Raw genomic sequence first — 25,537 nt, 5'->3', positions numbered from 1 at the left:
ACTGCACTAGCATTCCTTTGCACAAAGCAATTACCAGGTTTTACCAATGTTAAACTGGAATTGTTCTGCTTTGTCTCCCTCGTACTTTTTAAACGGCTGGGCGTAGGAGAAGACCAACGGCCCCAATGGAGACATCCATTGTAATGCGATACCGGCGGACATACGGATATTGCCCGGGTCGCCGTAATCCGGCACCCCTGCGGCCTGCATCTGCGCGGTGTTTTCCCAGTTAGTATCCCAGACGGTACCGGCATCCCAGAAGACGGAGGTACGGACTGAGTTAGCGTATTTATCACTGATAAACGGCGTTGGCACGATCAGCTCGGCGCTGGCGACGGCCATGGCGTTACCCCCGACTGCATCGTCGGATCGACATACGCCAGTTGAGGTGGTGCCGCAGTTATCCTGGTTCGGGCCGTAATAAACGGCTTTCGGACCGATGTTGTTCGACTGGAAACCACGCACGGTGCTTGAACCACCGGCATAGAAGTTCTCATAGAACGGCAGCTCTTTACCGCCTAAGCCATCGCCATAGCCCCAACGAGTACGTCCCAACAGGACCCACTTGTGATCGTCATCGATCGGGAAGTAGGACGCCGTATCGAGAGTGACTTTATAGAATTCGTTATCGGAACCTGGGATTGTCACTTTACCGTTCAGGTTGACGCGAGAACCGTCCGTCGGGAAGAAGCCACGGTCAAGGTGGTTATATGTCCACCCATAGTTGAACGTGAAGTCATCTGCCGAGAAGTCGTTATCGTTCTTCGTGGTGCTGGCATCCTGACCAATCGAATCCAGATAACGGTTCATCGCCACCTGCGGCTGCATGTTGGACAGGTCGTTATGCACATAACCTAAGCCCGCGCGCAGCGTGTTGTACTCGTTGATTGGGAAGCCCAGCGTACCATCAAGGCCGTAGCTCTTGTTGGTGTACGAGGAAAGGTCCGCATCATCCGCTTTAAAGTCATTGTAGAAGATACGCCCGCCGAGGCTCACTCCATCCACCGTAAAGTACGGGTTGGTCACAGAAAACTCGGAATAGGTCTGATAGTCGTTTTTGGTGCCGTTAATGCCAACCGAGTAGCCTGTACCCAGCCAGTTATCCTGCTGAACGCCGACCTGGAAGCTGACGCCGCTTTCCGTACCGTAGCCCACACCGAAGTTGAAGCTACCGGTGTTACGTTCTTTCACCTTGTAAACCACATCAACCTGATCCGGGCTGCCCGGCACGCGCTGAGTGTCAACATCCACGGTTTCGAAGTAGCCCAGACGGTTCAGGCGATCCTTACCGGAATCGACCAAATCGCTGCCAAGCCACGCGCCTTCCATCTGACGCATTTCGCGACGCAGAACGGCATCTTTAGAAGTGTCGTTGCCTTCAAAGCGAATTTTACGTACGTAGTAGCGGTTACCTGCATCAACGCTGACGTGCAGCTTAACGGTTTTATCCGCATCGTTGATTTCTGGCTGAGACTGTACGCGTGGGTAGGCGTAGCCGTAGCGACCAAGAAGTTTCTTGATGTTATCTTCCATTTTGGTCACTTTGGCGCCGTTATAGAGCTCACCTGGCTCTACTTTGGTCAGGCTTTCGATCTCCGCAGAGTGCCCCGCCAGGTTACCGTTCACCTCAACGCCCGACAGCTTGTACTGATCGCCTTCGGTGATGTTAATGGTGATGTAGATCCCTTTCTTGTCCGGCGTCAGGCTGACCTGAGTGGAGTCGATGTTGAAGCGTGCGTAGCCGCGATCCAGATAGTAGCTGCGCAGGGTTTCAAGGTCACCCGCCAGTTTCTGCTTCTGATATTTACGATCGCCGACCACGTTCCACCACGGCACTTCATCGCGCAGCTGGAAGGTGGAGATCAGTTCATCGGTGCTGAACGCATGGTTACCGACGATGTTAATCTGCTGAATTTTGGCTGAAACACCTTCCTGGAAGACCAGCTTGAGGTCAACGCGGTTACGCGGCAGCGGCGTAACAACGGCCTTAACGCTCGCGCTGTACTTACCGACGCTATAGTAGAAATCTTCCAGGCCTTTTTCGATATCCCCGAGCGTAGTACGGTCGAGAGATTCACCTACGCGGACGCCAGAGGCTTCGAGGTTCTGCTTCAGCATGTCATCTTTCACCGACTTATTACCGGAGAAGGTGATGCTGGCAATCGTTGGGCGCTCTTTGACCTGCACCAGCAACGTATCGCCGTCACGCAGAACACGCACATCCTCGAAGTTGCCTGTGGCAAACAGCGCACGGATGGTGTTACTGATGTCTTCATCAGTCACCGTATCGCCGGGACGAACGGGCATGCTGAGGAGGGCCGCACCAACGGCGACTCGCTGCAAGCCTTCGAAATGAATATCCTTCACTACGAATCCGTCAGCACCGTATACGGTCGCGCTGCCGAAAAGCAGCGACGCTATGAGCAACTTTTTCATCGCCATCGTTATTATGCGTTCTTCCTAACACTCTCGCTTATAGCCGAGAGAAATCATTGAAAAGTGCAAGCCCCATTAACAGCACCAGCAGTATTGAGCCAATGCGATAACTAAAGTCTTGAACTCGCTCGGATACCGGCCCGCCCTTCAGCTTTTCAATCGCCAGGAAGAGCAGATGACCCCCGTCTAACACGGGAAGCGGGAACAGGTTGATAATGCCCAGATTCACACTGATGAGCGCAAGGAACATCAAATAGTAAATCAACCCAAACTCCGCTGACATCCCAGCCCCCTGAGCAATCGAAATTGGCCCACTGAGGTTGTTCAGTTTTACGTCACCGGTGATCAATTTCCCCAGCATCTGAACCGTTAACTTCATCAACTGCCAGGTTTTATCCGTGGCCTGGATGATGGCGGCAAACGGCCCGTACTGGCGCACTGTTTTATACTCATCGGGCAGCGGGATAATTTTTGGTACAACCCCTGCAAACCCTTCAGCTTTCCCTTTATTACCGGGCTTTGTGTCCGGCGTCAGCGTAACGGACAGAGCGCTGCCCTGTCGATCAACCTCGAGCGCCAGAGGCTTCCCGGGATTGTCGCGCACCAGAGTGACAAATGTCATCCACTGTGCCAGTGGCTGACCATCGACTTTAACGATCCTGTCGCCCGCTTGCAAACCTGCTTTTCGCGCGGCGGAGTCGTTTTGCACTTCAGCCAACACAGGTTCAATCTGCGCCCCACGCGGTCGAATCCCCAGTGACGTAACGGGATCCTCCTTGTCAGGCTCAAAAGCCCAGTGACGCAGATTAAGGATTTTATCCTGACGCTGCTGCGTTCCGAAAGGGGCAACGGTCAGCGTGGTTTGCTCGTCGCCGATTTTGGTCACCAGCGCCAGACGGACTGCATCCCAATCAGGCGTTTCGATACCATCTACGGCTTTAAGTTCCGTACCAGGCGCAATTTGTGCTTCCGCAGCAATCGAATTGGGCGTTATTTCACCAATAACCGGGCGCACGCCGGGAACGCCGATGATAAACACCAGCCAGTAGGTGAAGATAGCAAACAGAAAATTCGCAACCGGACCGGCTGCAATGATGGCGGCCCGCTGGCCGACGGTTTTGTTGTTAAACGCAGAGTGACGCATTTCCGGCGCAACCGGCTCAACGCGTTCATCCAGCATTTTGACGTAGCCGCCCAGAGGAATAAGGGCGATAACGTATTCGGTTCCCTGACGGTCAACGCGGCGCCAGAGCGCTTTCCCAAAACCAATGGAAAAACGCTCCACGCGTACGCCGCAGCGACGAGCAACCCAGAAATGACCAAATTCATGCACGGTGATCAGCACACCCAGTGCAACAATGAATGCCGCCAGATTCCAGAGAATGCTCAGCATAAACCCTTCCGTCAAATCGTCCTGAAGACTAAAAGTAGCAGGCAAGCAAAAACCGGCACCGCCGCCGTAAGGCTGTCGATTCGGTCAAGAATACCGCCATGTCCTGGAATCAAGTTCCCGCTGTCTTTGATACCGGCTTCACGTTTGAACATACTTTCGGTCAAATCACCCAGCACTGAAGCCAGCGCTGCGACCAATGAACATGTCAGCAGCGTGGCTGGTGCAACGTCCAGATCCACACACAGGCCGTAAACCCAGGAAATGACAGCCGCGGTAAACAGGCCACCAATAAAGCCTTGCCAGGTTTTACCTGGGGAGACTTTAGGGGCCAGTTTATGCTTACCAAACAGCTTGCCAAACATGTAAGCGCCGGAATCAGCGCCCCAAACCAGAATCATGATGTACAGCAACCAGACGGCTCCGCTGTAGTGATTCTCATCATAATGCCAGGCACGCAGCGCCAGCATTCCCCAGAAAAAAGGGATAATCGTTAGCAGACCGAACAGCAAACGTAACGCTTTAGAGTTTCGCCAAATCGCAGCGGAACCCGGATAAAATAGCACCAGCAGCAAGGCCGCAACCCACCATCCCATTGACGCCCAAAGGGCTCCTTCAACCAACGGCTGATGGACGTTATGATGATATTCCGGTAGCCAAAAGAGCATCGCGGCAAGTATTAACCCGCAAAGCACCGCCAGCCATACTCGCTGAGAGCGAGTTTTAAAACCGCTTAATTGACCCCATTCCCACGCCGCCAGCATACACACCACCAGCGTGACAATCGCGAAGGCGACAGGCGGCAGCAAAAACAGCGCCGCGATTACAACGGGTATTAAAACGAAAGCAGAGATCAGGCGATACTTCAGCAAGAGCTACCCCCATCAGGCTTTGTCGCCACCAGGCTCGGTGCCGCCGAAACGACGCTCTCGATTGGCAAAGGCATGCAGCGCACCTTCAAAGTCTTGTTCATCGAAATCAGGCCAAAGAACATCTGTAAAGTAAAGTTCGGCGTAGGCAATTTGCCAAAGCAAAAAGTTACTAATGCGATGCTCTCCCCCTGTCCTAATTACCAAATCTACGGGAGCCAGTTCATGCATACAGATTTGCTGCCCCAGCAAATCTTCGGTTATCTCTTCCGGACGCAGTTGCCCTTCCTGAACCTGTGCAGCCAGATGCTGAACTCCCTGGATGATATCCCAGCGTCCGCCGTAGTTCGCAGCAATGTTGAGCGTCAGGCCGGTATTATTCCCGGTCAACGCCTCTGCCTTACGGATACGCTCCTGTAATCGGGCGTTAAAGCGGCGGGTATCACCAATGATGCGCAAGCGAACGTTATGTTTGTGCAGGCTTTTGACTTCGCTATCCAGCGCCCAGACAAACAGCTCCATCAGCGCGCTGACTTCCTGCTCGGGGCGGTTCCAGTTTTCACTGCTGAAAGCGTAAAGGGTTAACGCCTTAATCCCGTTATTAGCTGCAAATGAGACGGCCCGGCGTACTGATTTCGCCCCCGCTTTATGACCGAAGGCGCGGATTTTTCCCTGTCTTTTCGCCCAGCGACCATTGCCGTCCATAATGATGGCCACATGCTGGCAGCCGTGGGCAGGCAGATTTTCGCTGATTGGTTGGTTAGCAGACAACATAACGCGTTATTAGTCCATGCAAAGGAATTAGCGGTACCGGAATACAGACGCTTAGCGCAAAAAAAGCCGTGCAAATCCACGGCTCACCTGAGAACGCTTTGTCGTTACGGCGTTATCAAGTGGCGCAGACTATAACACTGAAGCCCAGCGCTAACAAATGAAGCCGCATTCGTTGGGCGGATAATCATCAGCTTGCGAGACGCGTCACCTGTTGGCTTGCAACGCTTCTGGCGTGAGCATCCACGCTCATGACCTCCTCAACGCTGGCAGGTTCCTGCAGATCCAGCGCGGAGAGCACAGCCAAATTGACGGCCGCAATATCCGTGAAGCGGATCTTCGACGTCAGAAACGCATCAACGCTCACTTCATTGGCGGCATTCAGCGCTGTCGTTGCCGCTTGTCCGCGATCGAAAGCGTCCATCGCCAGCTTCAGGCACGGATAGCGCTGATAATCCGGCGCGGCAAAGGAGAGCTCGCTTAGCGCATAAAAATCCAGAGGCTTCACGCCGGAGGCCACGCGATTCGGCCAGGCCATGGTGTGCGCGATCGGCGTGCGCATATCAGGCTCACCAAGCTGCGCCAGCACGCTACCATCACGGTAGCGCACCATCGAATGGATCACGGACTGAGGATGGATAATGACTTCCATCTGGCTTGCCGAAGCGTTAAACAACCAACGCGCTTCAATGTATTCCAGACCTTTGTTCATCATGGTGGCGGAGTCGACGGAAATTTTACGTCCCATCGACCAGTTCGGATGGCGGCAAGCCTGATCCGGCGTCATAGCACGCAGATCGGACAGCGGCGTCTCGCGGAACGGGCCACCAGACCCGGTTAGCAGAATCGACAATACACCGTTCTGCTCCAGGGAAGCGTACCCCAGCTGATTTTGAATTGTTTCCGGTAAACTCTGAAAAATCGCGTTATGTTCGCTGTCCACCGGCAACAGTCTCGCCCCGCTCTCTTTTACCGCGTCCATAAACAGACGACCGCAGGTGACCAGCGACTCCTTGTTCGCCAGAAGGATAGTTTTTCCGGCCCGGATAGCGGCAAGCGTCGGCATCAGCCCGGCCGCCCCGACAATCGCTGCCATGACATGGTCAACATCATCCAGCGCCGCAACATCGCAGGCGGCCTGCTGTCCATTCAGCACTTCCGTTTGGCTACCATGCTCACGTAACGCCACAACCAGCGCGGCTGCGCTTTGTGCATCGTCCATCACGGCATACTGCGGAGAGAATTCCAGGCACTGCTCGACCATACGCTCGACGTTTTTACCCGCCACCAGAGCAGTAACGCTGAAAAGGTCGCGATTGTTACGCACCACGTCAAGCGTGCTGCAGCCAATAGAGCCCGTGGAACCCAGAATGGTTAAATGCTTCATGAAAAACCCGAAGAGAGAGGAACTAAAAAGCAAAACGCCGCCAGCAAAACCCGAAGGTTTCCTGAACGGCGTTCATCAGATTACGTCAGAAATCAGAACTGCATCAGTTCTGCTTCTTTCTCTGCCAGCGCCGCGTCCACTTTCTTGATCGCAGCGTCAGTCAGTTTCTGCACATCGTCCTGAGAACGACGGTCATCATCTTCGCTAATCTCTTTTTCTTTCAGCAGAGCTTTCACTTTGTCGTTCGCATCACGGCGTACGTTACGCACGGAAACACGAGCCTGCTCAGCTTCACCACGAACGATCTTCGTCAGATCTTTACGACGTTCTTCCGTCAGCGGAGGCAGCGGAACACGGATATCTGAACCCGCAGAGCTTGGGTTCAGGCCGAGATCGGAAGCCATGATCGCTTTCTCAACGGCCGGGCCCAGAGAGCGGTCAAACACGTTGATTTTCAGCGTACGGGAATCTTCTACGGTCACGCTTGCCAGCTGGCGCAGAGGAGTAGCCGCACCGTAGTATTCTACTACGATGCCGTCCAGCAGGCTTGGAGAAGCACGGCCGGTACGGATCTTGCTGATCTGGTTTTTGAATGACTCTACGCATTTTTCCATGCGTACTTCGGCATCTTTTCTGATATCGCTAATCACGTTACGAATCCTTGAAATCTTGTCTCAGGCTGACCATACAGCGCGCCCACGGTTTGCGAGTGTGCTAAGTATAGCCCGTATAAAACTTGCCGCCGCAAAGGGCCGCCCGGTAAGCGTCGCAAAAATAAAGCGGAATCTTACCCTGATTTGTGGCTGACGGAAATTATTCCGTAATTAAAGTACCTTCTTTCTCACCCATGACGACGCGACGCAGCGCGCCCGCTTTGTTCATGTTAAAGACACGAATCGGCAACTTGTGGTCACGAGCCAGCGTGAACGCGGCCAGATCCATCACTTTCAGCTCTTTATCCAGCACTTCTGCGTAGGTCAGCTGATCGTACATGGTCGCGGAAGGATCTTTTGCCGGATCGGCGGTAAATACGCCATCAACTTTGGTGGCTTTCAGCACCACGTCGGCTTCAATTTCGATCCCACGCAGGCAGGCTGCGGAGTCGGTGGTGAAGAACGGGTTACCGGTACCGGCGGAGAGAATCACCACACGGTTGTTGCGCAGCAGGCTGATAGCTTCGGCCCAGCTGTAGTTATCACACACGCCATTCAGCGGAATGGCGGACATCAGGCGGGCGTTCACATAGGCGCGGTGGAGTGCATCACGCATAGCCAGGCCGTTCATGACCGTCGCCAGCATGCCCATGTGGTCGCCCACAACGCGGTTCATACCCGCTTTTGCCAGACCCGCACCACGGAAAAGGTTACCGCCACCAATCACCACACCGACCTGGATCCCCAGTTCGACCAGCTCTTTAATTTCCTGCGCCATACGATCGAGAATGCTGGCATCGATACCGAAGCCTTCAGTTCCCTGCAGTGCTTCGCCACTGAGCTTAAGCAGAATGCGTTTGTAGACGGGTTTTGCATTGGTAGCCATATTTCTTTCCTGGGACTGTCAACGTTTGAGAAGGGTTATATCTGGCGACAAGAGTATGTCGCTCATCAGTGCAAGCCTATAGGAGCCTGGCTGATTTTCACTTGATGGGGCTCAAAAAGAAGCCGCCCTCAGGCGGCTCCTTTAAGAAAATTAAGACTGCTTGGACATCGCAGCAACTTCTGCTGCAAAGTCAGTCTCAACTTTCTCAATACCTTCGCCCACTTCGAAGCGGATGAAGTTAGTTACGGTCGCGTTATGCTCTTTCAGGAACTGACCCACGGTTTTGCTTGGATCCATAACGAAAGGCTGGCCGGTCAGAGAAACTTCGCCGGTGAATTTCTTCATGCGGCCTTCAACCATTTTCTCTGCGATTTCTTTTGGCTTGCCAGACTGCATGGCGATGTCCAGCTGAACCTGGTACTCTTTCTCTACCACGTCAGCAGACACGTCTTCTGGGTTCACGAACTCAGGCTTGCTTGCAGCAACGTGCATTGCAACGTGCTTAACCAGCTCTTCGTCAGCGCCTTTAGCGGCAACCAGAACACCGATGCGAGCACCGTGCAGGTAGCTACCCAGAACGTCGCCTTCCAGTGCAGCAACGCGACGGATGTTGATGTTCTCACCGATTTTAGCAACCAGAGCAACACGCTCTTCTTCGAACTGCGCTTTCAGAACCTCAACGTCAGTGATTTTGCCAGCAACCGCTGCGTCCAGAACTTTGTTTGCGAAAGCCTGGAAACCGCCGTCTTTAGCAACGAAGTCAGTCTGGCAGTTAACTTCCAGAATGATACCGTAGTTGCCGTTGATCTTAGTGATGATCACGCCGTCAGCAGCCACGTTGCCTGCTTTCTTAGCCGCTTTGATCGCACCAGATTTACGCATGTTTTCGATTGCCAGCTCGATGTCGCCGTTCGCTTCGGTCAGCGCTTTTTTGCAATCCATCATGCCTGCGCCAGTACGTTCGCGCAGCTCTTTTACCAGGGAGGCGGTAATTTCAGCCATTCTAAAATCCTCGGGAAATGGTGACCGCCCGGCGTTCAGCCAAACGGTCTAAAAGTGAAAAAGGGGCCGCTAAGAGGGCCCCTATCCATACTCGGTACTAATAAGGGCTAAACCTTATTATTCAGCTTCTACGAAGCTTTCTTCCGCCTGAGAAGCCAGATCCTGAGAACGGCCTTCACGAACGGTCTGAGCAACGGCATTCAGGTACAGGTTAACTGCACGGATTGCATCGTCGTTACCAGGGATAACGAAGTCAACGCCGTCTGGATCAGAGTTGGTATCAACGATAGCAAATACCGGGATACCCAGGTTGTTTGCTTCTTTGATAGCGATGTGCTCGTGGTCTGCATCGATAACAAACAGTGCGTCCGGCAGGCCGCCCATGTCTTTGATACCGCCGAGGCTGTTTTCCAGCTTGCCCAGTTCACGAGTACGCATCAGCGCTTCTTTCTTGGTCAGCTTGTCGAAGGTGCCGTCCTGAGACTGAGTTTCCAGGTCTTTCAGACGTTTGATAGACTGACGAACGGTTTTCCAGTTAGTCAGCATACCGCCCAACCAGCGATGGTTCACGAAGAACTGGTCGCAGTTGTTAGCAGCTTCTTTTACCGCTTCGCTTGCAGCACGTTTAGTACCAACGAAAAGGATTTTACCTTTGCGAGAAGAGATCTTGTTCAGTTCAGCCAGAGCTTCGTTGAACATTGGTACAGTTTTCTCAAGGTTGATGATGTGAACTTTGTTACGCGCGCCGAAGATGAAAGGCTTCATTTTCGGGTTCCAGTAACGGGTCTGGTGACCAAAGTGAACACCAGCCTTGAGCATGTCGCGCATGGAAACAGTTGCCATGTTTAAAACCTCTATATAGAAAGTTGGGGTTATGCCTCCACGTACCCCATACAACCGACCCCGAAGGGCACCCCGGCGTATGTGCCGATACGTGTGTGTTATTACACAAAGTGAGATTAGTCGCTGCCAGACCGTTTCTGTGTATAGCAAACGGAATGGAAGTTCGGCGCGCTTTATACCATAAATCGAGCGTGGAAACCAATAAATGTTGGCGCTGAGTGCTGTTAATGATTCTCAATTTGGCACGAGGTGCGGCGGGCTGTTACCATTGACGGCACTTACACTAGTATTGCCGATAAATCGGCCCTGATGGACAGAATTCATGGCTATCTCTATTAAGACCCCCGAAGAAATTGAAAAAATGCGCGTGGCGGGCCGTCTGGCCGCTGAAGTGCTGGAAATGATCGAGCCCTTTATCAAACCCGGCGTCAGCACCGGCGAACTGGACCGCATTTGCAACGACTACATCGTTAACGAGCAGCACGCGGTTTCCGCCTGCCTCGGCTATCACGGTTTTCCGAAATCCGTCTGCATCTCTATTAATGAAGTGGTGTGCCACGGTATTCCGGACGACGAAAAGCTGCTGAAAGATGGCGATATCGTCAACATCGACGTTACGGTCATTAAAGACGAATATCACGGCGATACTTCGAAGATGTTTATCGTCGGTAAACCAACTATCCTCGGCGAGCGTCTGTGCCGCGTCACGCAGGAAAGCCTTTATCTGGCGCTGAAGATGGTAAAACCAGGCATTCGCCTGCGCACTCTCGGCGCGGCGATTCAGAAATTTGCTGAAGCAGAAGGCTTCTCCGTGGTGCGCGAATATTGTGGTCACGGCATAGGCCGCGTGTTCCATGAAGAGCCGCAGGTGCTGCACTATGATGCCGACGACGGCGGCGTGGTGCTGCAAAAAGGCATGACCTTCACCATCGAGCCGATGGTGAACTCTGGCGATTACCGCATTCGCACCATGAAAGACGGCTGGACGGTGAAAACCAAGGACCGGAGCTTGTCTGCGCAGTACGAGCATACTATTGTGGTGACAGACAACGGCTGCGAAATACTGACGTTACGCAAGGATGACACCATCCCGGCGATAATCTCGCACAACGAATGATGAAAAGCCGGCGCAAGCCGGTTTTTTTATGGGTAATTGTTTTTTCTTATGGGTGGCGCAATGAGCAATTCCTTACCTGACACAACCTTACCTGTTCTGCCAGGCCAGCCGGAAAACCCGGCCACCTGGGCCGAGTCGGCGCTGGATTGCGCCAGTATCAAAGCGCGCCTCGACGCATTCCAGCGCTGGCTGGGTAAAGCCTTCGACAACGGCACATCAGCCGAACAGCTGATGACCGCCCGGACAGAATTTATCGATCAGATGCTCCAGCGCCTGTGGCTGCATTACGGTTTTGGTGATGCCGAGGATACGGCGCTGGTCGCCGTTGGCGGTTACGGTCGCGGTGAGCTGCACCCACTCTCTGACATCGACCTGCTGATCCTCAGCCGCAAAAAGCTGCCCGACGACCTGGCGCAGAAGATTGGCGAACTGCTGACGCTGCTATGGGATCTGAAACTGGAAGTCGGCCACAGCGTGCGAACCCTGGAAGAGTGCCTGCTCGAAGGTTTGTCTGACCTGACCGTCGCCACCAACCTGATTGAATCCCGCCTGCTGATTGGCGACGTCGCCCTGTTTCTGGAACTGCAAAAACATATCTTCAGCGAAGGCTTCTGGCCATCCGAGAAGTTCTTTGCCGCCAAAGTGGAAGAGCAGAACGAGCGCCACCAGCGCTACCACGGAACCAGCTACAATCTCGAGCCGGATATCAAAAGCAGCCCCGGCGGCCTGCGCGATATCCACACGCTGCAATGGGTGGCGCGCCGCCACTTCGGCGCCACGTCTCTGGATGAAATGGTCGGCTTTGGTTTCCTCACTGAAGCAGAACGTAATGAGCTTAACGAGTGTCTGCACCTGCTGTGGCGTATTCGTTTTGCGCTGCATCTGGAAATAAACCGCTACGACAACCGCCTGCTCTTTGACCGTCAGTTAAACGTTGCCCAGCGCCTGAACTACAGCGGGGAAGGAAACGAGCCCGTTGAGCAGATGATGAAAGACTTCTATCGCGTCACCCGTCGGGTCAGCGAGCTTAATCAAATGCTGCTTCAGCTCTTTGACGAAGCGATTCTTGCCCTCACCGCCGATGAAAAACCACGTCCGATTGACGACGATTTTCAGCTGCGAGGCACGCTTATCGATCTGCGTGACGACAGCCTGTTTATGCGTGAACCGCAGGCTATCCTGCGCATGTTCCATATCATGGTGCGTAACAGCAGCATTACCGGTATCTATTCGACCACGCTGCGCCATCTGCGCCATGCCCGCCGTCACCTGAGCCAGCCGCTGTGCTATATCCCGGAAGCGCGTGAACTGTTTCTGAGCATGCTTCGCCACCAGGGCGCGGTCAGCCGTGGGCTGCTGCCGATGCACCGCCACAGCGTGCTGTGGGCCTATATGCCGCAGTGGTCGCACATTGTCGGCCAGATGCAGTTCGACCTGTTTCATGCTTATACCGTCGACGAGCATACGATTCGCGTGCTGCTAAAACTGGAAAGCTTTGCCAAAGAGGAAACCCGTTCCCGCCATCCGCTTTGCGTGGAGCTGTGGCCGCGCCTGAATCACCCGGAGCTGATCCTGATTGCCGCCCTCTTCCACGATATCGCCAAAGGCCGCGGCGGCGATCATTCGATTCTTGGCGCACAGGACGTACTGAAATTCGCCGAGCTGCACGGGCTGAATTCCCGCGAAACGCAGCTGGTCGCCTGGCTGGTGCGCCATCATCTGCTGATGTCCGTAACGGCCCAGCGCCGTGATATTCAGGATCCGGAAGTGATCAAGCAGTTTGCCGAAGAGGTGCAAACGGAAAACCGCCTGCGCTATCTGGTCTGCCTCACCGTAGCCGATATCTGCGCCACCAACGAAACCCTGTGGAACAGCTGGAAGCAAAGCCTGCTGCGCGAACTCTACTTCGCCACCGAAAAGCAGCTGCGCCGCGGCATGCAAAGCACGCCGGATATGCGCGAGCGGGTACGTCACCACCAATTGCAGGCGCTGGCCCTGCTGCGCATGGACAATATCGACGAAGAAGCATTGCATCAGATCTGGTCGCGCTGCCGGGCGAACTACTTCGTGCGCCACACGCCAAACCAGCTGGCGTGGCATGCCCGGCACCTGCTGAAGCATGACTTGACGAAGCCAATGATCCTGCTGAGCCCGCAGGCCACGCGCGGCGGTACGGAAATTTTCATCTGGAGTCCTGACAGGCCTTACCTGTTCGCCGCCGTCTGCGCAGAGCTCGACCGCCGCAACCTCAGCGTCCACGACGCACAAATCTTCACCACCCGCGACGGTATGGCGATGGATACCTTTATTGTGCTCGAGCCAGACGGCAGCCCGCTTTCCCCCGACAGGCACGAAGCGATTCGTCAGGGCCTGGAGCAGGCAATTACTATGCGTAGCTGGCAACCACCAGCCCCTCGTCGCCAGCCGGCAAAACTTCGCCATTTTACCGTCGACACCGAGGTCAATTTCCTGCCAACCCATACCGACAGGAAATCATTCCTCGAACTGATTGCGCTCGATCAGCCAGGTCTCCTGGCGCGCGTCGGCCAGGTCTTCGCCGATCTCGGAATTTCACTCCACGGGGCGAGAATTACGACAATTGGTGAACGAGTAGAAGATTTATTTATAATCGCGACAGCGGACCGGCGTGCCCTTAATAATGAGCTGCAGCTGGAAGTGCAACAGCGGTTGACAGAGGCCCTCAATCCAAACGATAAAGGGTAGTGTGTTTTTTTTAATGGAAAGAGTTTAACAATGCAGCAGTTACAGAACGTTATTGAGACCGCTTTTGAGCGCCGCGCCGACATCACGCCGGCGAATGTAGATACCGTGACCCGTGAAGCGGTTAACCAGGTGATTTCCCTGCTGGATTCCGGCGCACTGCGCGTCGCGGAGAAGATTGACGGTCAGTGGGTAACGCATCAGTGGCTGAAGAAAGCGGTTCTGCTCTCTTTCCGTATTAACGATAACCAGGTCATTGACGGCGCGGAAAGCCGCTACTTCGATAAAGTCCCGATGAAATTCGCCGACTACGACGAAGCACGTTTCCAGAAAGAAGGTTTCCGCGTAGTGCCACCTGCGGCGGTACGCCAGGGCGCATTCATCGCACGTAACACCGTGCTGATGCCATCCTACGTGAACATCGGTGCCTACGTTGACGAAGGTTCAATGGTAGACACCTGGGCAACCGTCGGTTCCTGTGCGCAGATCGGTAAAAACGTTCACCTGTCCGGCGGCGTCGGCATCGGCGGCGTGCTTGAGCCGCTGCAGGCTAACCCGACCATCATCGAAGACAACTGCTTCATCGGCGCACGCTCCGAAGTGGTTGAGGGCGTGATTGTTGAAGAAGGCTCCGTCATCTCCATGGGCGTATACATCGGTCAGAGCACCAAAATTTACGATCGCGAAACCGGCGAAGTCTTCTACGGTCGCGTACCAGCGGGCTCCGTTGTCGTTTCCGGCAACCTGCCGTCAAAAGATGGCAAATACAGCCTCTACTGTGCGGTTATCGTGAAGAAAGTGGACGCGAAAACGCGCGGTAAAGTGGGCATCAACGAGCTGCTGCGCACCATCGACTAAACGAGTCGTTCAAAAAGCGGGGGCAACCCCGCTTTTTTTATATCTGCCGCTGGCGAAAATAGATTTTTTCGTTAATTATTCAAAGGTTATGTTTAATTCAAGGATACCGCTATGTACGACAATCTGAAAAGTTTGGGCATTACCAATCCTGATGAAATCGATCGTTACAGCCTCCGGCAGGAAGCCAATAACGATATCCTGAAAATCTATTTTCATAAGGATAAAGGTGAGTTTTTCGCAAAAAGCGTGAAGTTCAAATATCCGCGCCAGCGTAAAACCGTTGTTGCCGATGGCGTAGGCCAGGGTTACAAAGAGGTTCAGGAGATCAGCCCGAATCTGCGCTATGTGATTGATGAGCTGGATCAGCTGTGCAAACGCGATCGCACGGAAGTGGATCTGAAGCGCAAGATCCTTGACGACCTGCGCCATCTGGAAAGCGTGGTGGCGAATAAGATCAGCGAAATTGAATCCGATCTCGAAAAACTGACCCGAAATAAATAAGTGCGGCCTGATATGCCTGATGGCGCTTCGCTTATCAGGCCTACAAAATCCGCTGACTGTAGGCCGGGCAAGCGCCAGCACCGCCCGGCATTTTTTTAACGCTGTTCATCCAGCTGTAAAGCCACATACAGCAACAGCCGGTCGTCAAAACGCCCTAAATCTAATCCCGTCAGCTCAGAAATACGGTTCAGCCGGTATTCCAGCGTATTACGATGAATAAACAGCGCCTTAGACGTTGCCAGCGGCTGCACGTTATGACGAAACCAGGCGGCAAGCGTGCGTCTCAGCAATCCGTTGTTATCCATTGCTTTTAGTTTCACCAGAGGTCGTGCCAGTTCATTGGCCTGCCAGCCACCGCGCAGGCTGTCGAGCAGCACGGGCAGCATCAGATCCTGATAGAAGTAGCTGCGGCTTTCCGGCATACGCTGCTTGCCAACCATAAGGGTCGTGCGCGCAGTACGGTACGACCGTGCAATGCTGCCCTCGCCGGTAAAAAAGTTGCCCAGCGCGACGCGAAACCGCAGCTGGCCGTTCTCTTTCATCCGCGCAATCAGCTGTTCGACACGCTTGCGGTGATCTTCCGCATCCCAGCGACCAAAGCTGTTAAGCGCGGGTTTCAGCACCACCATTTCCGTTAACGACACAATGGCGACCAGGTTATTCCTCTCCGGTACGGTCAGCGCAGTTTGCAGCTGCTGTAATTCTGCCATCGCGCTATCCACACCGAGCTGGCCGCTGTCGACCTCCACCACCGCAACCACGCGTGGCTGGTTAAGATCGATTCCCAGGCGCTGCGCCCATTCGGTCAGCGCGGGCGTCTGCTCTTCAGCCTGTATCAGGTTCATCACCAGCTCTTCACGCAGGCGCGTATCCTGCGCCAGCAGATGCATCAGCCGCGACTGTTCCAGCATCATTTCAGCCGTCATACACACCAGCTCACCGTATTTCCGCAGCTGGGCCGGTTCTCCCGTCAGGCCAATCACGCCAACAATTTCCCCTTCCAGGCGCAGCGGCAGGTTGATCCCCTGGCGAACACCGTGAAGGTGACGCGCTACGGCGTCGTCAATATCCACAACGCGACCCTGAGAAAGCACCAGCAGCGCACCTTCGTGCAATTCACCAATGCGTTCACGATCGCCGCTGCCGATAATCCGCCCACGTGCGTCCATGACGTTAATATTGGTATCAATAATGCGCATGGTGCGCGCCACGATATCCTGCGCCATTTTGGTATCAAGATGCCAGCCAGCCATAACAAACCCTCCCGTCAGCAGGAGAACAGCATAGAGAAGCGCCTCAGCGCCTGCATTGTGCAAATGCCCAAACCGCGGAGAGGAAGTATGGAGATGTGGGAAAGTTCACAGAAAAGCAGAAGGGAAAGCAAAGCGCCCTTCTCCGGCTGGAGAAGGGCGTTGAGGATTACTGCATCAACAGATAGATAGTGCTGTCACCGCGCTGAATGTTCAGCGCCAGGACGGACGGCTTGCTGTCGAAGAGCTTACGCAGGTCAGCAATGTTTTTTACAGCCTGCTGGTTAGCGCCGATAATCACATCGCCTTTTTTCAGACCAATTTGCGCTGCCTGTGAGCCCGCTTTCACGTTGCTCACCACCACGCCTTTATCATTGCCTTTATTGCTCATCTCGGCGCCATCAATGCCGCTGAAGATAGTGTTGGAATCCACCTGAGTCTGGCTGCTCTGCTGCAGCTCGAGGCTCACGTTCACCGGCTTGCCGTCGCGCACCAGGCCGAGCTCGATTTTGCTGCCCACAGGCATGGTGCCAACCTGAGCACGCAGCGCCGAGAAGCTGCTGATAGGCTTGCCGTTCAGCGAGGTGATCACATCGCCAGCTTTAATTCCCGCTTTCGCCGCAGAAGAATTTGGCAGCACCTGGCTTACGAAAGCACCACGCTGTGCGTCGACTTTCATCGCTTTCGCGAGGTCAGAGCTCAGCTCGGTGCCCATAATGCCCAGCTCACCGCGCTTAACCTGGCCATATTTCACCATCTGGCCAGTCAGGCTTTGCACCATGTTACTTGGAATAGCGAAGCCGATACCGATGTTGCCACCGTCAGGTGCCAGAATCGCGGTGTTAATCCCGATCAGCTCACCGTTAAGGTTCACCAGCGCGCCGCCGGAGTTCCCGCGGTTGATTGCCGCATCGGTCTGGATAAAGTTTTCATAGTTTTCGACGTTCAGGCCACTACGACCCAGCGCCGAAACGATACCGGAAGTCACGGTTTCGCCCAGGCCAAACGGGTTACCGATAGCCACGGTGTAATCCCCTACGCGCAGCGCGTCGGAGTCAGCGATTTTAATGGCGGTCAGGTTTTTCGGATCCTGAATCTGAATCAGAGCAATATCGGAACGCGGATCTTTGCCGACCACTTTCGCATCAAACTTACGGCCGTCGCTCAGAGACACCTTGATGGTGTTGGCGTTATCCACCACGTGGTTATTGGTGACCACGTAGCCCTTCGCGGCATCAATAATAACGCCGGAACCCAACGCCATGAATTTTTCCTGCTGGCTGCCGCCGTTACCACCAGGACCACCCTGCCCGCCCTGACAGAACGGTGAGTTCTGGAACGGGGAACCGTCCTGGCAGAACGGTGAATTATCCCCGAAGAACTGCTGGAAGTTGCGCCCCATGCGCGGGGTGTTCACCGTGGTGCTACCCTCCACATTGATGCTCACAACGGAAGGCATCACTTTTTCCAGCATCGGCGCCAGACTCGGCATCGGCTGGGCGGCGGTTGCCGCGGACGATGTTTCCGCAGCCGATGCGGACAGCGGGGACAGGGCCAGACCTAAACTCAGCGCCAGAGCACTCATTGCTAATGTGGTTTTTTTCATGTCTCGTCATCTCAAATGTCAGATAAAGCAAAAGTTGCTGTGTACGTGACTGTCAGAGTCAATTTATTACGCGAAGTTCCGGATTTAAGTCTCTGGAAAAAGTAAAAAATTATTGTCCGTCTTTACAAAACTCAGCGCATTATTCCACAGCCATCAGTCGGCGATATTCATCCCATGCATAGAGGTCCGTCATGCCGCTGATATAATCCTGGATCAGGCGACAGCGGTAATAGTACTCCATGAGTGGATACCCAGCGGCATCGCATGGGATTTTATTCACCGCTTCAACATAGGCCAGCCGGTGTCGTGTTGAGAGCTTCTGGAACAAACGGCTTTCAATAGGCAAATGGCGAAGCCGCTCTTTTTCCACCAGCTCATTGAAATCCGCGAGAGATAATTTTAGCAGCGGCTGGTAGATCTCCAGCAGCCCGCTGATAACGCGGTATCCCTGCAGTTCCAACTGCTCAACGTCCGGATGACTGAACACCTGTTTAATGGCGACATTTTTATATAATTCAAGTAGCTGGCTAAAGTCGCTGTCATCTTCCAGCAGCGCATGATTGAAATCCCCGGCAAATATCTGCGGCAGATTATCGATAAATCGCTGCGCCGCAAATGGCACCAGCTTATTCAGCGTATTGACCCGCAAATACATAAAGAACTGATCTTCAGTGCTACGGCTCAGCGTATTAGAGCGAGATTTCTCCCAGGCGTTTTCGACAACCTGAGAGAACAAGGAACCTTTTTCGTGGGCACCCCATGCGTCATATAAATGCTGATAGAGTTGCTCCACGCTGAAGATGCGTTTTTCCACGGCATCTTCAAGATCGGCCACGCAATAAGAAATATCGTCGGCAGCTTCCATAATCCACGTCAATGGAAAGCGGCTGTAAGGGGCCAAATCAAGTTCTTTACGTAATCTTGAAATATAGGCTTCTTCGGCGAAATAGTAGCCAGGTTTCTTCATTAAATAACTGTGGCTTTCCGGCGGATTTCCCCGCCACCAGGCAGGACGAGTGTACTTCAGAATACAGCCCACCTGTGACCAGGTGAGGTTCATGCGCATCAGGGTATGCACCAGGCGAATGCCCTGGGCGTTACCCTCAAACTGGCACAAATCCTGGCGCACGCGGCGACGTAATTCATTCAGCGTATCTTCGCCGTCACGCAGGCGCAGCGAATCGATCAGACAACGATCCTCACTTAGCGGCTGGCTGGCCGCATCGCCGGGCCACAGCAGCTTGCGAAACCAGTCGTTGATCGCCGCTTCGCCAAAATGTCCGAACGGCGGATTGCCGATATCGTGCATCAGGCAGGCCATCTCAACGATGCTTTCAAACGGCCCGGTGAGTTCATCAAGACCGTAGACTTCCAGCAGCTTGCGCTCCTTCAGTCGGCTCAGCACTTCTTTGGCGATATAGCGCCCGACCTGCTGTACTTCCAGAGAGTGCGTCAGCCGCGTACGCACCGCAGCGTTGCGCTCCAGCGGGAAGACCTGCGTTTTCTGCTGCAGGCGGCGAATAGCCGGAGAATTGATAATTCGCCCGCGATCGCTTTCAAAAATGCGCAGGATTTCATGCTCCGTCGCCGCGCCCTGTGGCGAACGGTAACGTCGGTGCCAGTTTATCTTTGTGCGAAAATCAATTGTGGCCATAGCCTCTCCCGGTCCGGAAATGCGTGCTCCATGATAAACTATGCCTTTAAACCCAAAACATCGCGAGTAAATCTATGAAAATCGGCATTATTGGTGCAATGGAAGAAGAAGTGACGCTGCTGCGTGACAAGATCCAGAACCGTCAGACCCTCACCATTGGCGGCAGCGAAATCTACACCGGCCAGCTGAACGGCGCTGACGTTGCGCTGCTGAAATCAGGGATCGGCAAAGTGGCCGCCGCGATGGGGGCTGCCCTGCTGATTGAACTGTGCAAGCCAGACGCCATCATCAACACCGGTTCTGCGGGCGGTCTCGCATCAACGCTGAAAGTCGGCGATATCGTGGTCTCCGATGAAACCCGCTATCACGATGCCGACGTCACCGCGTTCGGCTACGAATACGGCCAGCTTCCGGGCTGCCCGGCAGCGTTTGCCGCCGACAGCAAACTGATCGAAGCAGCGGAAAGCTGCATCAAACAGCTCAACCTGAATGCGGTACGTGGCCTGATCGTCAGCGGTGACGCATTCATCAATGGCTCCGTTGGCCTGGCCAAAATTCGCCACAACTTCCCGCAGGCCGTTGCCGTCGAAATGGAAGCCACCGCTATCGCGCACGTTTGCCACAACTTCGGTGTGCCGTTCGTGGTCGTTCGCGCCATTTCTGACGTGGCCGATCAGCAGTCGCACCTGAGCTTCGACGAGTTCCTCGCCGTCGCCGCCAAACAGTCCAGCCTGATGGTGGAAACCCTGGTTCAGAACCTGGCGAATGCGTAAGCACCTCACTTCAGGGTTTATCGCCCTGCTGTTGACCCTTCCGGCGTGGCTGATGGCTGCGCCGAGGGTTATCTCCCTCTCCCCCGCTAATACCGAGCTGGCATTTGCCGCAGGCATTACGCCTGTCGGCGTGAGCAGTTTTTCGGATTTCCCACCTGAGGCCAAAGGGATTGAAGAAGTCGCCAACTGGCAGGGAATGAATCTCGAGCGTATCGTCTCACTTAAACCCGATGTGGTGCTGGCATGGCGCGGCGGTAATGCTGAACGGCAGGTGAACCAGCTGAGTGCGTTGGGGATCAAAATAATCTGGGTCGAGACGAGCAGCGTGGAGCAAATTGCCGACACGCTACAGCAGCTCGCGGCATGGAGCCCAAAACCACAGCAGGCAAAGCTTGCCGCAAAATCTCTGCGCGATGAATTTGCCGCACTGAAGCGTGCACACGCTCACGACAGCAAGAGAACCGTTTTCCTGCAATTTGGCACCAACCCCCTCTTTACCAGTAATAAAGACTCCATCCAGAACGAAATTATCGAGGCCTGCGGCGGCAACAATATCTTCGCCAACAGCCGGGTGCCCTGGCCACAGGTCAGCCGTGAGCAGGTGCTGGCACGCCAGCCTCAGCTGATTATTACTGCAGGCAGCAAGGCTGAAAGCAACAAAATTGAAAGTTACTGGCGGGGTCAACTCAACATTCCGGTGATTCCTGTGAACAGCGACTGGTTTGAACGTGCATCCCCGCGTATTATCCTCGCCGCAAAACAGCTCTGCACCGCGATGGCGCAGGTCAATTAACGGGAAACGGATCAATGCTTGTCTATTGGCTGGATATTGTCGGGACCGCCGTATTTGCCATCTCCGGCGTGCTGCTGGCCGGTAAACTACGGATGGATCCTTTTGGCGTGCTGGTGCTTGGCGTGGTCACCGCCGTCGGTGGCGGGACCATTCGTGATATGGCGCTGGCCAACGGCCCGGTGTTCTGGGTGAAAGACCCTACCGATCTGGTCGTGGCGATGGTCACCAGCATGCTGACCATCCTGCTGGTACGTCAGCCTCGCCGTTTACCCAAATGGATTTTGCCAGTGCTGGATGCCGTAGGCCTTGCGGTGTTTGTTGGCATCGGGGTTAACAAAGCCTTTATTGCCGGAACCGGACCGATGGTCGCCATCTGCATGGGCGTGATCACTGGCGTCGGCGGCGGCATTATTCGCGACGTGCTGGCACGAGAAGTGCCTATGATCCTGCGAACTGAAATCTACGCCACGGCCTGTATTGTCGGGGGAATTGTGCATGCCACCGCCCATTACACGTTTAACATGTCGCTGGAAAACGCCGCCATGTTCGGCATGCTGGTGACGCTGATGATACGCCTTGCGGCCATTCGCTGGCACCTGAAGCTGCCGACGTTTGCGCTGGATGAAAACAGCAGATAGCAAAAAGCCGCTGAAATCAGCGGCTTTTTTGTGTCGACATCATTCTCAGACGCTAAACGAAGACCCGCACCCACAGGTGCTTTTGGCGTTCGGGTTGGTCACGATAAAACGTGAACCTTCCAGACCTTCGGTGTAATCCACAGAGCCACCAACCAGATATTGCAGGCTCATCGGGTCGACCACCAGGCCAACGCCCTGTTTCTCGATGGTCATGTCACCGTCGTTGATCTGATCGTCAAAGGTGAAGCCGTACTGGAACCCGCTGCAACCACCGCCGGTGATATAGACGCGCAGTTTCAGATTCGGATTGTCTTCATCGGCAATCAGGTTTTTTACTTTGCTGGCGGCCGCGTCAGTAAACTGCAGCGGCAGCGCTACGTCATCACTCATTTCTTACTCCAGTTAATTCACCAGGCCTGACAACTCGCCGGGTCTTTTCGCTCATTATCCAATACCTGACTAAATCGTTCAAGTATTCTCCCCGACGGGCTGTTTCTCTTTCGCCGCGTTTTCGGCCTCCTGCTTCGCCAGCGTTCGCGCCAGGATCGAGGAATAAAGCGGCTTGCCGCCGAGGAATTGTGCCAACAGTGTTGCGCCAAGACAGGTAATAATCATTGGCAAAATGAGCTGATAATTGTCGGTCATTTCCAGCACCAGCACGATCCCGGTCAGCGGGGCACGCACCGAAGCGGCGAACAAGGCCCCCATTCCGGCAATCGCAAAGGTGCCCGGCTCAAGATGATATGCCGGGAACCACGCGGTCGCAGCCATGCCAAATGCCGTACCTAAAAGCGTGCCCAGCGCCAGCATCGGCGCAAAAATCCCGCCTGGTGCCCCTGATGAAAAACAGAGCAGCGTGGTGACGACGCGGGCAATAAAGATAAACATCAGCAGGCCAACGGTGTAATTCCCCGCCGCCGCAATCGGAATCAGGTTAAAGCCACCGCCTGCCGCTTCAGGCTCGATTAGCCCAAGTACGCCGCAGATGCCGCCAAGCAGGCCGCCAATCAGCACCCATTTTTTGACATTGCCGCCGTGGATGCGCTGGAACATATCCTGCGTGCGCAGCACCAGGCTATTGAACAGCGGGCCGAAGCAGCCAAAAATCATCCCCAGGACGAGGTACAGCCACAGCGTGTTGACCGGCGCGTTGGCGAGCTTGCCCACCTCAATCACCGCCGTTTCCCCGTTAAAGATACGGAACACCACGCTGGACATAATAACGCCGATAAACACGGCCTTGATGGAAATCAGGTTGTAGCGAAACTGCGGGCGCATCTCTTCGATGATAAACAGGATCCCCGCCAGCGGTGCGTTAAACGCCGCCGCAAGACCCGCCGCCGCACCGGTCGCCAGCAGCGAATGACGCGCCTCGGCCGTTCGTAGCCGGAAAATATCGAGCACCATGCGCCCGATATTGCCACCGAGCTGTACCGTCGGCCCTTCTCGCCCCAGCACCATTCCGGCACCAAGCGTACCCATGCCGCCGATAAACTTCACCGGCAGCACACGCCACCAGCGCACCGGGCGAAGCTCTTCGAGCGCCCCTTCGATTTCAGGAATGCCGGAACCACCCGCTTCTGGCGCAAAGCGGCGCACCAGGTAATAACCGACCATCGCCAGCAACGCGGAAAGAATAAAGGCCAGCGGCCAGACCCAAAACCAGTGATTCGCTGCCTGGGCCAGCGTGCCAATTCGCACATTCTGCACCCAGTTAACGGCTTTCTCAAACGCAACACCGACCAGCCCCGCCAGCGTACCGACGACGGCGGCCATCAGCAGAATTGCCAACGGCGTTTTATCCCTGCGAACTAAACGACGAACCGCATCCCCGCGGCGCAAACGAACGATTTGCTGTGATTCAAAAGAGGGCGTTTCTGCTTTCATGCCATTAATCATTTATTGGTAATACAAATTGCAGCGCGCATTGTAACCAGCCTGCGGCGGTACGTCGCGTTAAAAGTCCTTCAGAATGACATTGTTTCAATTGGGCAAAACTTTCATAACTTTCCTGGAATACCTTAGAATAGTCGGCTAACACGCTTTCTACGAACCAGGACCCTCGCAATGAGCAAATCTGAGAACCTCTACAGCGCGGCGCGCGAACTGATCCCCGGCGGCGTCAACTCTCCGGTCCGCGCCTTTACCGGCGTCGGCGGCACCCCGCTGTTTATTGAACGTGCCGATGGCGCGTATTTATACGATGTGGACGGCAAGGCCTACATCGACTATGTCGGTTCCTGGGGCCCAATGGTGCTGGGTCATAACCACCCGGCCATCCGCGACGCGGTGATTGAAGCCGCAACGCGCGGTCTGAGCTTCGGCGCACCGACCGAAATGGAAGTCAAAATGGCGGAGCTGGTTACCGAACTGGTGCCGACCATGGACATGGTTCGTATGGTGAACTCCGGTACCGAAGCCACCATGAGCGCCATCCGTCTGGCGCGCGGCTTCACCGGCCGCGACAAAATTATCAAATTTGAAGGCTGCTATCACGGTCATGCCGACTGCCTGCTGGTGAAAGCGGGCTCCGGTGCGCTGACCCTCGGCCAGCCAAACTCTCCGGGCGTTCCAGAGGATTTCGCGAAGCACACCCTGACCTGCACTTATAACGATCTGGATTCCGTTCGCGCGGCGTTTGAGCAGTATCCGGAAGAGATCGCCTGCATCATCGTGGAGCCCGTAGCGGGCAACATGAACTGCATTCCACCGCAGCCGGCGTTCCTGCCAGGCCTGCGTGCGCTGTGCGACGAATTTGGCGCGCTATTTATCATCGACGAAGTGATGACCGGCTTCCGCGTCGCCCTGGCGGGCGCGCAGGACTACTACGACGTGGTGCCTGACCTCACCTGTCTGGGCAAAATCATCGGTGGCGGTATGCCGGTCGGTGCGTTTGGTGGACGTCGCGAAGTGATGGAAGCCCTGGCCCCAACGGGCCCGGTTTACCAGGCGGGTACGCTCTCCGGTAACCCGATTGCGATGGCGGCAGGTTTTGCCTGTCTGACGGAGGTCGCTCAGCCTGGCGTGCATGAAACGCTGACCAGCCTGACTAACCAACTGGCAGACGGCCTGTTACGCGCGGCGAGTGAAACGGGTGTTCCTCTGGTGGTGAACAACGTTGGCGGCATGTTCGGGATTTTCTTCACCGACGCCAAAACCGTGACCTGCTACGCCGACGTGGTGAAATGCGACGTGGAGCGCTTCAAAAAGTTCTTCCACCTGATGCTGGAAGAAGGCGTGTATCTGGCGCCGTCAGCGTTTGAGGCGGGCTTTATGTCCGTGGCGCACAGCGAAGAAGACATCAATAAAACGATTGATGCGGCTCGTAAGGTGTTTGCCAAAATCTAAAGCAAAACGGCAACTTCAGTTGCCGTTTTTAGTCTTTGCAC

Annotated in this window: 22 protein-coding genes; 8 read left to right on the top strand and 14 right to left on the bottom strand. The window is 54.8% G+C overall.

All coding sequences use genetic code 11. The features are described from left to right. Window positions 1-30: 30 nt before the first annotated feature. The 9 genes from bamA to rpsB form a co-directional block, all read right to left on the bottom strand. On the bottom strand, window positions 31-2,442 hold the full coding sequence (gene bamA, locus RTU33_RS07000) for an outer membrane protein assembly factor BamA (RefSeq protein WP_312626229.1): 2,412 nt from the start codon (window positions 2,440-2,442) through the stop codon (window positions 31-33). Between the two features lie 31 nt (window positions 2,443-2,473). Next, the gene (gene rseP / locus RTU33_RS06995; RefSeq protein WP_312626228.1) at window positions 2,474-3,829 is read right to left on the bottom strand and encodes a sigma E protease regulator RseP; all 1,356 of its coding nucleotides are present in this window, start codon (window positions 3,827-3,829) and stop codon (window positions 2,474-2,476) included. A gap of 11 nt (window positions 3,830-3,840) precedes the next feature. Continuing rightward, entirely contained in the window at window positions 3,841-4,698 is an 858-nt protein-coding gene (gene cdsA / locus RTU33_RS06990) for a phosphatidate cytidylyltransferase (protein WP_312626226.1), read from the bottom strand. Between the two features lie 12 nt (window positions 4,699-4,710). Beyond that, complete coding sequence (gene ispU / locus RTU33_RS06985; protein ID WP_312626225.1) at window positions 4,711-5,469, bottom strand: (2E,6E)-farnesyl-diphosphate-specific ditrans,polycis-undecaprenyl-diphosphate synthase; 759 nt, start codon at window positions 5,467-5,469, stop codon at window positions 4,711-4,713. A gap of 187 nt (window positions 5,470-5,656) precedes the next feature. Beyond that, window positions 5,657-6,853, bottom strand: coding sequence for a 1-deoxy-D-xylulose-5-phosphate reductoisomerase (gene ispC / locus RTU33_RS06980; protein WP_312626224.1), 1,197 nt, complete (start codon window positions 6,851-6,853; stop codon window positions 5,657-5,659). Window positions 6,854-6,945: 92 nt separating this feature from the next. After that, window positions 6,946-7,503 (bottom strand): ribosome recycling factor, encoded by a 558-nt coding sequence (gene frr, locus RTU33_RS06975; protein WP_312626223.1) that lies wholly within the window; start codon window positions 7,501-7,503, stop codon window positions 6,946-6,948. A 163-nt stretch (window positions 7,504-7,666) separates the two neighbouring features. After that, the gene (pyrH, locus tag RTU33_RS06970; RefSeq protein ID WP_312626222.1) at window positions 7,667-8,392 is read right to left on the bottom strand and encodes a UMP kinase; all 726 of its coding nucleotides are present in this window, start codon (window positions 8,390-8,392) and stop codon (window positions 7,667-7,669) included. A gap of 150 nt (window positions 8,393-8,542) precedes the next feature. Continuing rightward, complete coding sequence (gene tsf / locus RTU33_RS06965; protein WP_312626221.1) at window positions 8,543-9,394, bottom strand: translation elongation factor Ts; 852 nt, start codon at window positions 9,392-9,394, stop codon at window positions 8,543-8,545. Between the two features lie 117 nt (window positions 9,395-9,511). Further along, window positions 9,512-10,237, bottom strand: coding sequence for a 30S ribosomal protein S2 (gene rpsB, locus RTU33_RS06960; protein WP_097162942.1), 726 nt, complete (start codon window positions 10,235-10,237; stop codon window positions 9,512-9,514). Between the two features lie 322 nt (window positions 10,238-10,559). On the opposite strand from rpsB, the gene map reads away from it, so the two are divergent. The 4 genes from map to RTU33_RS06940 all read left to right on the top strand — a co-directional run bounded on the left by map (window position 10,560) and on the right by RTU33_RS06940 (window position 15,434). Beyond that, window positions 10,560-11,354: a type I methionyl aminopeptidase gene (map, locus tag RTU33_RS06955; RefSeq protein WP_312626220.1), complete on the top strand. Its 795-nt coding sequence runs from the start codon at window positions 10,560-10,562 to the stop codon at window positions 11,352-11,354. 60 nt (window positions 11,355-11,414) lie between these two features. After that, window positions 11,415-14,078 carry a bifunctional uridylyltransferase/uridylyl-removing protein GlnD gene (glnD, locus tag RTU33_RS06950; protein ID WP_312626219.1) on the top strand — a complete coding sequence of 888 codons (2,664 nt, stop codon included), beginning with the start codon at window positions 11,415-11,417 and terminating at the stop codon, window positions 14,076-14,078. 30 nt (window positions 14,079-14,108) lie between these two features. Further along, entirely contained in the window at window positions 14,109-14,933 is an 825-nt protein-coding gene (gene dapD, locus RTU33_RS06945; protein WP_097162939.1) for a 2,3,4,5-tetrahydropyridine-2,6-dicarboxylate N-succinyltransferase, read from the top strand. Between the two features lie 111 nt (window positions 14,934-15,044). Beyond that, entirely contained in the window at window positions 15,045-15,434 is a 390-nt protein-coding gene (locus tag RTU33_RS06940) for a DUF3461 family protein (RefSeq protein WP_154159731.1), read from the top strand. Window positions 15,435-15,529: 95 nt separating this feature from the next. Here the strand turns inward: RTU33_RS06940 and cdaR are convergent, their stop codons facing one another. From cdaR to dgt, 3 genes are all read right to left on the bottom strand, one after another. Further along, window positions 15,530-16,687, bottom strand: coding sequence for a DNA-binding transcriptional regulator CdaR (gene cdaR, locus RTU33_RS06935; protein WP_312626215.1), 1,158 nt, complete (start codon window positions 16,685-16,687; stop codon window positions 15,530-15,532). A 166-nt stretch (window positions 16,688-16,853) separates the two neighbouring features. Further along, window positions 16,854-18,290, bottom strand: coding sequence for a serine endoprotease DegP (gene degP / locus RTU33_RS06930; RefSeq protein WP_312626214.1), 1,437 nt, complete (start codon window positions 18,288-18,290; stop codon window positions 16,854-16,856). Window positions 18,291-18,429: 139 nt separating this feature from the next. After that, on the bottom strand, window positions 18,430-19,944 hold the full coding sequence (gene dgt, locus RTU33_RS06925) for a dGTPase (protein WP_312626213.1): 1,515 nt from the start codon (window positions 19,942-19,944) through the stop codon (window positions 18,430-18,432). A 74-nt stretch (window positions 19,945-20,018) separates the two neighbouring features. On the opposite strand from dgt, the gene mtnN reads away from it, so the two are divergent. The 3 genes from mtnN to RTU33_RS06910 are packed head-to-tail and all read left to right on the top strand — an operon-like array spanning window position 20,019 to window position 22,148. After that, window positions 20,019-20,717: a 5'-methylthioadenosine/S-adenosylhomocysteine nucleosidase gene (gene mtnN / locus RTU33_RS06920; protein WP_312626211.1), complete on the top strand. Its 699-nt coding sequence runs from the start codon at window positions 20,019-20,021 to the stop codon at window positions 20,715-20,717. After that, entirely contained in the window at window positions 20,710-21,510 is an 801-nt protein-coding gene (gene btuF / locus RTU33_RS06915) for a vitamin B12 ABC transporter substrate-binding protein BtuF (RefSeq protein WP_312626210.1), read from the top strand. Before mtnN ends, btuF begins: the two co-directional genes overlap by 8 nt. Before the next feature lie 14 nt (window positions 21,511-21,524). Further along, window positions 21,525-22,148: a TRIC cation channel family protein gene (locus RTU33_RS06910; protein ID WP_312626208.1), complete on the top strand. Its 624-nt coding sequence runs from the start codon at window positions 21,525-21,527 to the stop codon at window positions 22,146-22,148. 45 nt (window positions 22,149-22,193) lie between these two features. Here the strand turns inward: RTU33_RS06910 and erpA are convergent, their stop codons facing one another. Together erpA and clcA are read right to left on the bottom strand one after the other, a co-directional pair. Further along, window positions 22,194-22,538 carry an iron-sulfur cluster insertion protein ErpA gene (erpA, locus tag RTU33_RS06905; RefSeq protein ID WP_097162931.1) on the bottom strand — a complete coding sequence of 115 codons (345 nt, stop codon included), beginning with the start codon at window positions 22,536-22,538 and terminating at the stop codon, window positions 22,194-22,196. A 78-nt stretch (window positions 22,539-22,616) separates the two neighbouring features. Continuing rightward, complete coding sequence (clcA, locus tag RTU33_RS06900; protein WP_312626206.1) at window positions 22,617-24,035, bottom strand: H(+)/Cl(-) exchange transporter ClcA; 1,419 nt, start codon at window positions 24,033-24,035, stop codon at window positions 22,617-22,619. A gap of 180 nt (window positions 24,036-24,215) precedes the next feature. On the opposite strand from clcA, the gene hemL reads away from it, so the two are divergent. Further along, window positions 24,216-25,496 carry a glutamate-1-semialdehyde 2,1-aminomutase gene (gene hemL / locus RTU33_RS06895; protein WP_312626204.1) on the top strand — a complete coding sequence of 427 codons (1,281 nt, stop codon included), beginning with the start codon at window positions 24,216-24,218 and terminating at the stop codon, window positions 25,494-25,496. The last annotated feature ends 41 nt before the right edge of the window (window positions 25,497-25,537 follow it).

This window comes from Scandinavium sp. (assembly GCF_032012665.1).
GTDB lineage: Bacteria > Pseudomonadota > Gammaproteobacteria > Enterobacterales > Enterobacteriaceae > Scandinavium.
This window is presented reverse-complemented; position numbering and strand designations above follow the sequence as displayed.